A 12765-nucleotide genomic window follows, 5' to 3' on the forward strand; every position below is an offset into this window, starting at 1 on the left:
TACACGGCGACGACGTCATCCGAGATCTGTGTTCGGGTGAGTTGAGTTCTGACGTGTTCTCTTCCGATCTGAAGTTGGTGGCTTCCCGAGCGGCATCACGACCGTGCCGCTCGCGCTCGCGGGCGGCTGCGGCGGCGGCGTTGGCGAGCATGGCGTCGCCAGTGTTGCGCCAGCCTGCTCCGGCGTAGGCGAGGGTGCTGATGACGACGGTGGTTTCTTCGTCGTCGTCGGCCTGGTCGTCGTGTTCGACGGTGCGTCGCCAGATGACGCGGGCGTCGCGCAGGATGCGGAAGGTGACGGAGTAGCGGCGGCTTTTAGTGAGGAAATGGCCGCCGAACCCGAGCATGTGCGCCCACCGCCGTAGTCCTGCCCATTGCTTGGTGCAGCCGAGCGCCCAGGCGGCGTGGACGAGCCGTTCAGGGTGGGTACCGGCCGGGTTGGCGAACAGGTCGATCAGGTCGCCGGTGATGCGGCCGGAGACGTGGCCGGTGGCTTCGGTGCTTTTGGTGGCGTATTTGGCGAGGTACGCGGCAACCATCGCGTCGGTGATGTCCCCGTCGCCGGTGACTTTGACGGGTCGCAGGTCGGCGTAGCGCCCTTTGCCTTCGTCACCCCAGGCCATCGGCCAGCCGTCGGGCCGGCAGGGGTGGGCCGGGGTGGTGAAGTGGGTGGCTTGGGCGGCGTCGGCGATGGCAGTCATCAGGTCGAGGACTTCGAGGGCGGCCGGAGGTGGCACGATGGCGCCGGGGCAGTCGGGGCTGACGCCGTCGAGCCGGACGATGACGTGGTAGTGCACGACGCCGCGGCGTTGCATCTCGGCGACCTTGCCGAATGACAGGCGGATGTCAGCGGCGCGGACGCCGACCTCGCGGGCGATGCGGGTGAGGGCGCGGCGGATGGCGATGGTGGTGCGCCGCCACAGTTCCGGCGCTTGGTGGTTGAACACGACCTGACCGTCGTGGTCGTAGCAGTCGAGGCACAGCGGGGTGCCGAGGATGCGTTCGCCGTCGGCGTGGATGCGGGGGCAGCGTAGGTCGACGCCGTGCGGGCAGAGGGCTTCGTGGCGGCGGGGCCGGCAGGGGATCTGCTGGCCGGTTTTGTTGGTGCGGCGGGTGTGCACGTAGCCGAACGAGGGTGCGACGAAGGTGGCGAACACGGCCGGGTGGGCGGAGACGGTGGCGGGGATGCCTTTGCCGCCGATGAGTCCGGCGCGGATGAGTTGGTAGGCGTCGCGGCGGTAGACCTCGGCGCAGGAGGGGCAGACCGAGGCGCGGCGGTTGCTGCAGGCTTTGTAGAGGACGCCGTCGGGCATGGTGGCGGTGGTCATGTGGTCGAGCAGTTGTCCGGTGGTGCGGTCGGCGGTGAGTCGTTCCCCGGACAGGCGGATCGGACGGGTGCATCCGGCGGCCGGGGTGATGTGGCGTAGCCAGTCGAAGTAGCCGGGGTCTTGGGCGCGGAGGCGGGCGAAGTCGTCGGCGTAGAGGGGGCGGCGGTCGGCGCCGCAGTGCCCCGGATAGTGCCGTTCGGCAGGGTGGCGTTCGGACTGGTGATGTTCGGCGTTCTCCCCCGTACCCACAACAACAGGTGTTGTGGGTACGAGAGGCAGCGTCGAGGCGGTCACGCAGGTGCCTTTACGGTGCTGCCGTTGTGCGGCCGGGTGTCAGCCGCAGTAGGCGGGTTGGTGCGTAGGTGGGTCAGGATGTCCGCGGCTTTGGGCGTGGGTACGCGCAGGCGTACGGCCATCTGGTTGGCGTTGATGTCTTCGCCGTGCTCTTCGTGGTGCGAGGCGGCGATGATGCGGGCGTTGGCCAGCTGCAGCTCGGAGAACGGCAGTGCCGACACCGGTTCGGCCACAGCGGTTGCCGGTGCTATCACGGCCGGAACGGGCTCCGGTGCTGCCGGTGCGGAAGTCTTCGTGGCCGGTGTCCGGGCGGGTGTCTTCTTCGCCGGTGTCGTTTTCTTGGCGGTGGCCCTGGTCTTGGTTGTTGCGGCGGCCGGGCGGACCTTCGCGCGCGTGGTGTCTGTTGACGGTGCGGGCGAGGTGGCCGGCGGTGGTGCCGCGACCGGGTTAGTGGGCCGGGGTGATGCAGTGGCGGAGAAGACGAGCTTGGACAGGCCGAGGAAGGCCACAGCGGGCAGGGCGGAGACGATCCAGCCGGACAGGCCGGGTTTGGCCACGGCCAGTTGGGCGGTCAGCGAGAAGCCGACTGCCCCGACGAGCAGGACCATCGGGTAGCGCACGGAGCTGCCGGGGTTACCACGGCGGCGGCGGGCGATCTCGATGATGGATGCGGTCGGGATGAGTTCACTGATGACGGCGTTGGCCCAGCCGAACCAGTCCGGTGTTCCAGCTGGGGAGTTGTCGATGGTCCAGTCGTGGACGTGGGCGAAGGAGGCTGCGCCGGCCATGAGGCCGACGGCGGTGACAATCAGGACGAGGACGCCGAACTGGAGGTGTTCGGCGGTGAAGCGCGATGGCTTCTTGCTGATGGTGTGCGTGGCGGGCACGGGTTCGGTGGTCACAGTTGGATCCCTTCGCCAGGTCCGAGCGGTCCGCGAGGGCCGAGGGAGACCAGGGCGATGACGCCGAGGCAGCCGGGGCAGAAAGCCGGCCCGAGCCGGAAGGCGAGCAGGTCGACGACGAGTTCGAGCGGGCTGTTGTAGTTGGCGGGGAAGACGGCGAGGCCGTTGCAGGACTGGCATTCGACGCTGCAGGCTGGGCAGCGTTCGAACAGTTCGCCGAGATGGTCGTCGCGTCCGGCGGGCATGTGCCCGTCGATGCAGAACTGGCAGCCGAGGGTGGCGGCGGTCATGGGTTCACCGCCGGGTAGGCGTGCGGCCATCCCGAGTTATGGCAGGCGGTACAGAAGAACGGGCCGACCTCGGTTCGAGGAACGAAGTATTCACCGTCGCAGTTGCGGCAGCAGACACGAACGTTGCCCAGGGCGTTCTGCCGGATGTCCTCGGCGATTTCAGCCGCCAGCATTCGCCGTTCGGTTGCTTGGATCAGCAGGTCTTCAGTGGACTCCTGCAGCCGATCGAGGACGACTGCCGTGTCGGCGCAGGTCGCGGTGAGGTAGTCGGCCAGAACGAGAGCGTGCTCCCGCAGTCGGCGGTGGTTGGTGAACATCAGGGCACCTCCGGGGTGCAGTCGTGGCAGGCGCCGAGGCGGCGCGGGATCTGGTAGGGCTTGAGCCGGTCGCAGACGGGGCAGACGCGCTTGGCGCGGTTGGCTTTGTCGAGGGCGGCGAGTTGCGCCGTGGTGGCGGTGCGCTTGGGCTTCGCCAGGTCGATGCGGTAGAGGTAGGCGACGCGCTGGCCGCGACGCCACATCAGTTGCGCGGCAACGGTTTGGCCGCCGGGACGTAGCCCTTTGTCGCGGAGCTGACGCCGGGTGAGCAGCCCGTCAGGGCCGAACCCGAACGGATACGTCGGGATGCCGAACCGTTGTCCGGCAGGGTCGTAGAACCACATCGGGTCCTCGGTGTCGTCGGCCTGGTCGTTGCCGTGGGTGCACGGCGGGCCGAACGTGGGATGCGCGTAGCTGTCGCGGTCGACGTCTTCCGGGAGGAAGGCGGATTCACAGGCGGCGCAGACGATCGGGCCTTCGTCGAAGGCGGTCACGGAGAGGCGGATTTTGCGCGGGCAGGCGCATTCGGCGGACACGCCGTTGTTGTTGTTCGTGCGTTTCTTGGCCTCACCGGTCGTCTCGGGGTGCCGGTAGGCGTTAAGCGCCTTCGCGAGGTGGTCGAGGGTGTCGGCGTAGTCGACGGCGGCGGTGTCGGTCAGCGTGCACGGCGAGTAGCCGAGCTTGTCGTCCTTGGTGGCGGACAGTCCGAGTTCGGCGGCGAGTTTGGCGAAGTTCTTGTTGTGCCAGCGGCCTTGCCGGCTGGTGTCCTGGATGTCGCGGGCGTTGGCGAGTCCGTGGGTGGCCTCATGCAGCAGGGTGACCAGGACCTCGGCGGGACTGCGCTGCAGTCCTTCTCCGGCGACGAGTACCTCGGGCAGTTGGGTGTCGCCGTGCTGCCAGCGCAGGGTGGCGAAGTGTCCCCACTTCATCGACGACTTGGCGTTGGTGGGTGAGCCGGAGCCGACGATCAGGACGGCTTCGGGGACTTCCGGGTGCCGGGCGCGGATACGGGCCCAGGCGGTTTCCAGCACGGACAGCAGCCCGGCCGTGGTGAAGGTAGATGGTTGACACGTACGTGTCAGGTCGGTGGTGTCTGCAGTGGTCATCGGGTTAGCTCCCGGATTCGCAGTCGAGGCAGGCGCCGGTGCGGCGCGGGATTTGGTAGGGCTTGAGCTGGCCGCAGGCCGGGCAGACACGCTTGGCGCGGTTGGCCTTGTCGAGGGCGGCGAGTTGCGCGGCGGTGGCGGTGCGTTTGGGTGCCGCCAGGTCGATGCGGTAGAGGTAGGCGATCCGGCGCTGTTTGCGGTGGCGCCAGAGGATTTGCGCGATCGGATCTTGCCCGTTGGGTCGCAGACCTTTCGACCTCAGCTGACGCCTGGTGGCCAGGCCGTCGGGGGCGTTGCGGAACGGGAAGGTGGGGAAGCCGTAGCGGCTGCCCGTGGGGTCGTAGAACTCGACGCGGATCCCGGTGCGGGCTCCGAGAGCTTCCAGGTAGGTGTTGCCGGGCTGGGTCATGCGGCGGTCCTCCGGTTCGGGGAGGTGGCCAGGCGGCTGGTGGGCCGGGCCTGTTCGCGGACCCGGTTGGCGGGACGCACGGGAACGTGGACCCGGCGCGGGTCGCGGTAGAGGCAGGTGGTGTGCCGTTCGGCGCGGGCCTGATACATGGCCAGGTCGGCCTGGTGAAGCCAGACCTTGGCGGTCTGCCGGTGGTTGCCGAGGAACGCGCCGATGGTGGCGCCCACGGCCAGCTGCCGGCCGTGGTAGGTGACCGGTGCGGTCAGGTAGGTGTGGGCGTCGGTGAGCCAGGCGGCAGGCTCGGTGGCGGGTTCGGTGGCGCCGGGTGCGGTGATGAGGGCGAATTCGTCGCCGCCGAGGCGGGCGGCGAGACCAGCTGGCCCGGCCAGGGCGGTGAGCCGGTCGGCGATGACGGTGAGGATGTGATCCCCGGCCTGGTGGCCGTGGGTGTCGTTGACGGCTTTGAAGCCGACGAGGTCGACCACGGCGACGGCGACGGGGCAGCCGATCTGGTGTGCGGTGGCGATCAGCGTGTCGGCCTGGTCGTAGAGGCCGGTCCGGTTCGCGATACCGGTCAGCGGGTCATGCGTGGCTTGGTGCCGGACGGCGGCGAGTTGCCTGCCGAAGCGGCGGCGCGCGATCAGATAGCCCAGGGTGCTGGCCGCTGCGGCCAGCCAGATGGCGATCAGGACGGTGTTCATCGGGTGCCGCCGTGGGTGCGGTCGAAGTCGGTGGCGGCCTGGGTGAGGGCCATGACGACCTGCAGGCCGTGCCGGGCCGGGTCGTCGTTCCAGACATACGGCGACAGTTCCAGGTCGAGGTCGATGTCCTGGTCGCCGGAGAGCCGGCACATCGGGTCGGTGCGGCCGATGAAGTCGCAGAAGTAGTCGAAGGCCCGGCGGAACAGCCGGGTTCCCTCGGGTGGGGCGTCGGGGGAGTAGAGGTGGTGGCGGTTGCCGTAGGCGGCCATGCCGATCGCGCCGATGACGTCGGCGGGCGGGAACGGGGTGGTGTCGCGGCCGCCGTAGTAGTTACCGCGGTTCCAGCCGTGCCGGATGAGGTAGGTCGAGGCTCCGCGCAGGATGTCGGCCGGGGTGACGGAACCGAATCCGTCGGTGTCGGCGGCGGGGCTAGGCAGGTTTTGGGTACGGTGCATGACGCCACGTCCTTTCGTGGGCGGTGGTGGTGGCCGACGGGCCGGGCAGCTTTCCTAGGGCGTGATCCCGGTTCGTCGGCTGTTCCTATGGGTGGTGCTGGTGGTGCCTCCTTCAGGCGACGGCGCGCAGTTCGGCGGTGCTGTCGCGGTTCGGTGCGATGGTCCAGGCGGCGTAGTCGGCGACGCGGATGATGTCCGCGGTCGTCATGAACGCGCCCTTCATCAACTGAGGGGTGCCTTCCTCGCTGATCAGGTAGCCGACGCCCTGATTGGTGGGATCGACGGTGTTGGCGGAGAAACCCTTCTCGGCCCAGCCACGGCCGAGGATGATGTCCGACGACGCGTCGGTGGTGCAGCGGCCGGCGAACCGCCACGCGAACAGATCCCGCAGCGAGGTCGGGATGATGTCGAAGCTCGGCCGCTGCGTGGCGGCGACCACGATGATCCCGACCGCGCGGCCCCGGGCGACGATGTCGCGCAGCAGCGCGGCAAACAGTTCCTGGGTCTTCTTGTCGCCGACGGTGGCGGCGAAGTAGGCAATCTCGTCGCAGGCGACCAGGATCTGACCGAACACGTCGTTCGGGCCGATCTTCTGCCGCCGCTGCGACAGCAGGTACGCGTACCGGTTGTCCATCACCTGCTGCAGCCGGTGCAGGGTGGCGATGGCGTAGTCGAGGTCGGGGCCCACGAAGACTTCCGCCCGGTCGCGCCACAGGCCCAGCTCGACCTGTTTGCCGTCGATCAGGCACAACGTGACATCGGGGCAGAGCGCGGCGTGCCCAACGATGGTGTTGAGCAGACAGGACTTACCGGCGCCGGGTTCGCCGCCGATCAACATGTTGCGGTAGATCATCGGCACGTTCACGGCTTCGCCGTACTCGTCCATGCCGAGGAACACCGGGTCGAAGATGGACAGGTTCGGGCCGACCGGAACACTCGGCAGGCCCGGCATGGCAGCGCTCATGATGAGGCTCCGATCAGAAAGTGGGGTGCCCGGCGTGAGACGGGTTGCCTGCTGGCGGTGCTCACGCCGGGACACACAGAGGGTTTGACACGTACGTGTCAGCGGTTGACGGGGTTAGGCGTAGTCGCGCGGGTCGAAGCCGGACGGGGCGTCGTCGGCAGACGCGACAGGGTTACGGGAGCGGCGCCGCTGCGGGTCGCCGGTGTTGTTGGTGTTGGAGGTCCGCGCGGCGCGCGGGTCAGGAACCTCGCGGAGGTTCACGCCGAACGGCGGGACCGCTGGTGAGGTCGGCGCGTTGGCCGGCATGTCGGCCGGGACGAAGTCCGGCAGCGGTGACACCACCGTGTTCGCCAGCGGCTCGCGGCGGGTGACATCCACCCGGATCAGAGCAGCACGCTTACCCGACGCGGGAGTGACGCGAACCGCGTGGGCCCAGCACGCCACGGCCAGCTTCTCGACCTGACCGTCCTGTTCCAGATCCCTGATCGACAGACCCGGGCGCAGCCAGATCCAGACCCGTTCACCGGCCGGGGTCGGCCGGGCGAGCAGGATCAGCGGCAGCGTGCCGGAACGGTTCGTGGCGATGAACGCCGCGAAACACACCCGCAGCCGGTGCCGCACGATCAGGCACCACACCGGCGCTGCGACCCAGGACCGGACCCGGCCGAACGACGCCGCGATACACGCCAGACCGGCCAGGGCCAGCGCGAGCCACAAGGGTGTGGCCAGCATCAGCCAGGTCCAGCCGTACACGAAGCCGAGCGCAAGCAGGATCTCGGGCAGCCAGTGCCAGATGATCCGCAGCACCGGCCAGGCGATGATCAGGCCGAACACGACACCACCGAGTAGCGCACCCGCCGCCGCAGCGAGCAGGGCACCGACGATCGGGTGAAGGTAGTGCGATGCCACGGTGCCGCCCAGCACGGCGATCACCGCCAGGGTGATCCAGAACGCGACCTTGGCCTTACGCCGCTGGTTGTAGCGGGTCGGCGCCTCAATGACGGTCACCGTGTTGCCCCGGTTCGAACTACCGAAGCTGTTAGATTTGGGCACGACGATTCCTCCCTCTCCGGAGGGCTGGTTTCGATTCGGTCGGATGCGGGGCCGCTCGTGGACGCCAATCTCAGGCGGCCCCGCGTTCAATCCTCAGATGACTCCGGCTGTGCGTTCGGCCGGAGCTAGCGGAACCTCAGGCGGAAGCGCCGGCCAAAGCCGGGACACGCTGCTGCACGGGCTCAAGCGCCGTGCACTTGAACGCCACACCCGAGAGGATCTCCCCACGGGAGCTCTTGTTCGCCCACGGGAACGCCTCCAGGCCGACCGGCACGACCTGCTCACACACATCCGCGGTCGGCTGCTCAAGGCAGATCACCGCCACGTTGAACACCGCGCTCCACCCACGACCACGGGCGTACAGCACGGCCATCCACACCGGCAGCTTCGTCTCGAAGTCCTTCTTCTGCTCCTGGGTCTTCTCGTCCAGCTTCGGCGTCGCGGCCTGCGACACCTCGTAGATGACGTCGGTGATGTCCAGCATCAGACGGGGCTGGAGATTGCTCGGCATAATTGACTCCTCGGGAATCCTGTGCCGCCCGGCATGGGCGACTGGGCAATGAGGACAGGATGCGGCGAGGGCGGGCGACGTCTTTACCCCCCGACGGGACAACTAGGGACGTCTGGTGGTACCTTTAGACGTCCCCTTGACGTCCCTAACCGTCAGTCTTGAAAGGGTGCCCGCCGTGCCGAACGAACGTCTGCGCGACGCGATCTACAAGCACGGGCTCACCCCAGCCGCACTAGCTGAGCAGCTCGGAGTAGATCCGAAGACCGCCGAGCGATGGATCACTAAGGATCGCGTGCCGTATCCGAAGTACCGAAGTGCCATCGCTGCACAACTGCGGGAGAGCGAGACGTACCTCTGGCCGTCTGCGCTATCGAATGAGCGAACTCACCAGGTGAACCAGTCCGAAGTGGCTCACGTCTACGCGCGCCGAGCTGCGGCACCGGCCGACACCTGGCAGCGGCTACTTGATCGGGCCACCCGGCAGGTTGGCGTCCTCGCTTACGCCGCGTTGTTCGTGCCGGAGCAGAACCCCCGGTGGGTTTCGACCCTCCGCGAAAAAGCAGAGCGTGGCGTGAAGGTCGAAATCCTGCTGGGCGATCCCGACGGTGATTGCATCGCGGAGAGAGGCGCCGACGAGGGGATCGGCGGTGCCATGGCTAGCAAGGTTCACAACGTCTTGGCCTACTACGAGGAGCTACGCGAAGTCGACAACGTCGCGATGTACTTTCACAACACCACGTTGTACAACTCGATCTATCGGTTCGACGACGAGATGCTGGTCAACACTCACATGTACGGAACGCCGGCCGCCTACGCACCGGTGCTGCACCTCCGCCGTCTGGCCGGCGGCGAGCTGTTCGACAACTACACGTCGAGCTTCAACCGGGTCCTCGGACGCGCGCGAGTCGTGTGGCCTGACCAATGGTGAGACGCTGGGAGCATGGCACGTACCGAGTACCTGGACGATCCTGACGCCCCGAAGGCCAACAGCATCGTCGTCGCGGCAACGGTGTTCGTGGTCGATGACCACGACCGTGTTCTGATGATCCGGCGTACTGACAACGGCTTGTGGGCAATACCAGGAGGCGCACAGGATTTTGGGGAGTACATCGCCAACACAGCCGTCCGCGAGACTCGCGAAGAGTCGGGCATCGACGTCGAGGTGACGGGGATCATCGGGATCTACACCAACCCGAATCACGTCATGGCGTACTCGAACGGCGAGGTTCGCCAGCAATTCTCGATCTGCTTCCGAGCGCAGTATTTGAGCGGTGAGCTTACGCCGAGCGGTGAGTCGTCCGAGGTCCGTTGGGTGACGAGGGATCAGCTCGACGGCTTGCCGATTCACCCCTCAATGCGACTTCGCATCGATCATGGCTACCAGCAGAGACCGGCGCCCTACATCGGATGAGCCGCTTGACGCTCCTCAGTCCGCCGCACAGCCTCGAAAAGCTCAGGTTCTGCCCGCCGCCAAAAGCGCGTCACTGCGTCGTCTGGCCCGTAGCGCTCCCGGATTTCTTCCAGCCGCTCCCAGGCCGAGAGGTCTTGTCCTTCTGGTCCGGTCGTCATGTCGGCGTACCAGAGCGCATCCGCTACAGCTGAATGCTCTTGCGGGAACTCAGCCGCGAGCACATCATCAAGCCCGCGTTCGGCCGCCTCGTACAGGGCACAGGAGTGATTGGCCACCAGGCCGGCCAGCCGGTTGTCCCAGCCATGCCGAACGAGCCACCTTGCCCCGTCGAGAGCGTGAAGCCCAGTATCGACGATGTCCGGGGCGTAGCCGATGTCATGGAGCCAGGCCGCGGAGACGAGCAGGCTGGCGTCGGCTGGTTCGACCACCGCTCCTAGCCAAGCCGCCTTCGTCCCCACCGCCTGCACGTGCAACCAGCGCCGCGGCAACGCCGTAGCCAGCTTCTGCGCGGCGAGCTCTGCTGCGGTCACGATGTCACTCACAATACGAGCTTAGGCGCCGCAGCCGCTGCTATCGACCGGCCCTTTGTGTCGCGCACGCCAACACGAACGGACGGCGACTGACCTTGCGCGCCCATCAGGCAACATCGAGCCGAACGTCATCCGTCATAAAACCGACACTTGAGCCACTTCACTCTGAGCGGTGATCACTGCTTGACAGTCACCGATTGTGGACTGGTGATCGTTAACGAGGCGCAGCCAAGAACGACCATTGACGAAATGGCCTGCCACAGCCCACTCTAGGGCAGAGTCAGTCCTCGCGCTCGAGACTGAGAGGTTGTCCTTGAAAACACGACTTCTGGAAGCAAGGCGGAGGCTAATTTCCCTTACGGTCCAGATCATCAAAATCGAAACCGTGGTGTGGGGATTTGTTGCCGAGCGCGTACTGGTGCTGCTAAGGCGGACTCTTGAACGAGTTAGAGACACACCCTCCAAAGCGGCAGTTGCCTCCATCCTTCGGGATCCGGAATTCCGCCATCCCGCGTACCGCCTCAATGCCGTCGACAAGGTGCACGAGCGAGCCGACGAAGTTGTCGCGGAGATGCGTAAGCCGGAACCAGAAGAAGAATGGATACACGACCGTTTTTCTGAACGGTCCGCCGCAGAAGCCTTCTGGTTATTTATCGCACTAGCGAGTTTCGCAGCACTAGTCCTTGGGTGCGGCGGAATTGTCGCGTATAAGCTCGTACGAAAGTGGATGGGCGGGCCAATATCAGGACAAACGTGGAATCGATTAGCGCAAAATTGGCTGTCGCTAAATTGGACGGAACAGGCGCTTGTCTCGATAGGCATCGTAAGCCTTCTATTGCTCATATTTTTGATGTGTCGAGGGCTTCGGCTCGCAATCCGGCAGACTTCACGCGAGCACCGCGAAGTTTTCGAAGACGTTCTTCGGCCACACATTCGTCTACTTCTGAATGAACTCTCGAACGACGAGCAACCAGCGCGTCTTCGAGTCGATACAGCGCCTGGGCTGGGCGATACTGAGATCGCAGAGCGGCTTATCGAACGTCCTGAGATCGACCGTATTCGAATACTTAACGAGGAGCTCGGCGCCCACTCCGTCGCGGTGAGCGGGCCAAGAGGAGTTGGGAAAACAACTCTGCTGAAGGCTCTGTCTATGCAAAGTCCCACTCTTCGAGTTCTGGTCGCGGCACCCGTCACCTATGATGCACGAGAATTCCTGATTCACCTGTATATCAGTATCTGCCAGCATGTTTTGGAGGTTGCTGGCAAACCATCTAATGCAGTCATCCAGCTCGTGATGAAGACTGTTCGCAGAACCGTGCGATCTCTGACGCTCCTTCTATTTGTCGCAGTGCTGGCAATGGGTTTCCTTCCCGATGTTCATTCATTCGTTGGTGGGTATGTGCCGCTGCTCCCCAATCGGGTAGTTCTACTGCTATCAGCGCCCATTTTAGTCGTCGTGTGGTGGCTTGCTGGCCGGCTGCGCTTAGGCTTCGTCTCAAAGAAGACCTCATCCATGGTTACCCGTTGTCGGGAAGAAATTCAACTCCTGAAATTCTTGCAAACGACAACGACCGAACAGTCCGGCGGCATAAAGAGAGCTGGCTTCGAAGCACTTAGAAAGCGGTCACGGCAGGTGTCGACACGACCCTATACCTTGCCGGAACTTGTCCATTCCTACCGTGCGTTCATCGAGGAGTCAGTTGAGTGGCTTCGTGGGGAACGGGCATCAGGCGCACGCATTCTGATCTGCATAGATGAAGTCGATAGGATAGCTAAGGCGGAAGATGCCGAAAGCTTTCTGAACAACATCAAGGCGATTTTCGGTATTCGGTACTGCAACTACGTTGTAACCGTTTCCGAAGACGCGCTCGCTGGATTTGAGCGCAGAGTTGTGCGGGTACGCCCGGCACTAGACAGCGCCTTCGATGAAGTGATTCGCTTGGACCCTTTCTCCTTTCAGCAGTCTAACCAGCTTATCCAGCAAAGCGTGATTGGCATGCCACGGGAGTTCGTGATGCTGTGTCATTGCATCGCCGGAGGCATCCCACGCGATTTGATACGAGCGGTTCGGTCTACATTGGACCAAAGAAGAAGGTTCGACTTTACTGATATTCGGATCATCAGTGGGGCCGTCGTAACCAGTGAGATCGAGGCTCTGAGGCGAGGCCTAATGGCCAGAGTCATAGGAAGCGAAAGCGATGTCGAGCGGGCGGTGCTCCCAGCCTTGACAGCACACATTGACGTCGACGACAGCCCCATCGACCTTGAAGTTATTGTCTCGACCGTCAACACAGACGTCGACGACAAAGGCGCTGTCAACATGGTTCGCGAGTTCAGCGCTGCGTTGTACTTTTATTGCACGGTACGAGACGTTTTCGCTGAGCGGTCGATTGAGCTTAGTCTGCGACCGTGGCTTGTTGATGAATTGGCTTCCATTCGCGGCTTTCTGCCCATTAGTGCCACCATGACTATAGCGCATCTCGAAACCTTCCGGC

The 12765-nt window shown here is 65.0% G+C and carries 14 protein-coding genes and 1 pseudogene; 3 read left to right on the forward strand and 12 right to left on the reverse strand.

Annotation, left to right across the window (positions count from 1 at the left end):
• The 11 genes and pseudogenes from AB0M20_RS07935 to AB0M20_RS07985 all read right to left on the reverse strand — a co-directional run.
• The coding region (locus AB0M20_RS07935; protein WP_364295555.1) for a replication initiator at positions 1 to 1621 on the reverse strand (1621 nt) is incomplete at its 3' end.
• A gap of 467 nt (positions 1622 to 2088) precedes the next feature.
• Positions 2089 to 2409, reverse strand: a pseudogene (locus tag AB0M20_RS07940) (DUF2637 domain-containing protein); the annotation flags it as partial.
• 110 nt (positions 2410 to 2519) lie between these two features.
• Complete coding sequence (locus AB0M20_RS07945; protein ID WP_364295558.1) at positions 2520 to 2813, reverse strand: hypothetical protein; 294 nt, start codon at positions 2811 to 2813, stop codon at positions 2520 to 2522.
• Positions 2810 to 3130 (reverse strand): hypothetical protein, encoded by a 321-nt coding sequence (locus AB0M20_RS07950; protein ID WP_364295561.1) that lies wholly within the window; start codon positions 3128 to 3130, stop codon positions 2810 to 2812. The genes AB0M20_RS07945 and AB0M20_RS07950 overlap by 4 nt, the downstream gene beginning before the upstream one ends.
• Complete coding sequence (locus tag AB0M20_RS07955; RefSeq protein WP_364295595.1) at positions 3130 to 3474, reverse strand: RRQRL motif-containing zinc-binding protein; 345 nt, start codon at positions 3472 to 3474, stop codon at positions 3130 to 3132. Before AB0M20_RS07955 ends, AB0M20_RS07950 begins: the two co-directional genes overlap by 1 nt.
• Positions 3475 to 4240: 766 nt before the next feature.
• Positions 4241 to 4645 (reverse strand): RRQRL motif-containing zinc-binding protein, encoded by a 405-nt coding sequence (locus AB0M20_RS07960; RefSeq protein WP_364295564.1) that lies wholly within the window; start codon positions 4643 to 4645, stop codon positions 4241 to 4243.
• Positions 4642 to 5346 carry a GGDEF domain-containing protein gene (locus AB0M20_RS07965; RefSeq protein ID WP_364295567.1) on the reverse strand — a complete coding sequence of 235 codons (705 nt, stop codon included), beginning with the start codon at positions 5344 to 5346 and terminating at the stop codon, positions 4642 to 4644. The genes AB0M20_RS07960 and AB0M20_RS07965 overlap by 4 nt, the downstream gene beginning before the upstream one ends.
• A complete protein-coding gene (locus AB0M20_RS07970; RefSeq protein ID WP_364295570.1) occupies positions 5343 to 5801 on the reverse strand; it encodes a hypothetical protein in 459 nt (152 codons plus the stop codon). The genes AB0M20_RS07965 and AB0M20_RS07970 overlap by 4 nt, the downstream gene beginning before the upstream one ends.
• 112 nt (positions 5802 to 5913) lie before the next feature.
• Positions 5914 to 6765 (reverse strand): FtsK/SpoIIIE domain-containing protein, encoded by an 852-nt coding sequence (locus AB0M20_RS07975; RefSeq protein ID WP_364295573.1) that lies wholly within the window; start codon positions 6763 to 6765, stop codon positions 5914 to 5916.
• A gap of 114 nt (positions 6766 to 6879) precedes the next feature.
• The gene (locus AB0M20_RS07980; protein ID WP_364295576.1) at positions 6880 to 7773 is read right to left on the reverse strand and encodes a hypothetical protein; all 894 of its coding nucleotides are present in this window, start codon (positions 7771 to 7773) and stop codon (positions 6880 to 6882) included.
• A gap of 181 nt (positions 7774 to 7954) precedes the next feature.
• Positions 7955 to 8329, reverse strand: coding sequence for a hypothetical protein (locus AB0M20_RS07985; RefSeq protein WP_364295579.1), 375 nt, complete (start codon positions 8327 to 8329; stop codon positions 7955 to 7957).
• Positions 8330 to 8504: 175 nt separating this feature from the next.
• Here AB0M20_RS07985 and AB0M20_RS07990 point away from each other — a divergent pair, with 175 nt between their 5' ends.
• Positions 8505 to 9257: a helix-turn-helix transcriptional regulator gene (locus tag AB0M20_RS07990; RefSeq protein ID WP_364295582.1), complete on the forward strand. Its 753-nt coding sequence runs from the start codon at positions 8505 to 8507 to the stop codon at positions 9255 to 9257.
• A gap of 12 nt (positions 9258 to 9269) precedes the next feature.
• Positions 9270 to 9740 carry an NUDIX domain-containing protein gene (locus AB0M20_RS07995; protein WP_364295585.1) on the forward strand — a complete coding sequence of 157 codons (471 nt, stop codon included), beginning with the start codon at positions 9270 to 9272 and terminating at the stop codon, positions 9738 to 9740.
• Here AB0M20_RS07995 and AB0M20_RS08000 read toward each other — a convergent pair.
• Positions 9728 to 10282 (reverse strand): HD domain-containing protein, encoded by a 555-nt coding sequence (locus AB0M20_RS08000; protein ID WP_364295588.1) that lies wholly within the window; start codon positions 10280 to 10282, stop codon positions 9728 to 9730. The two genes, AB0M20_RS07995 and AB0M20_RS08000, sit on opposite strands and share 13 nt — an antisense overlap.
• A gap of 295 nt (positions 10283 to 10577) precedes the next feature.
• Here AB0M20_RS08000 and AB0M20_RS08005 point away from each other — a divergent pair.
• Positions 10578 to 12765 (forward strand): hypothetical protein (locus tag AB0M20_RS08005; protein ID WP_364295592.1); only part of this gene is annotated, 2188 nt, incomplete at its 3' end.

The organism is Actinoplanes sp. NPDC051633, from assembly GCF_040681735.1.
In the GTDB taxonomy this organism is placed as follows: domain Bacteria; phylum Actinomycetota; class Actinomycetes; order Mycobacteriales; family Micromonosporaceae; genus Actinoplanes.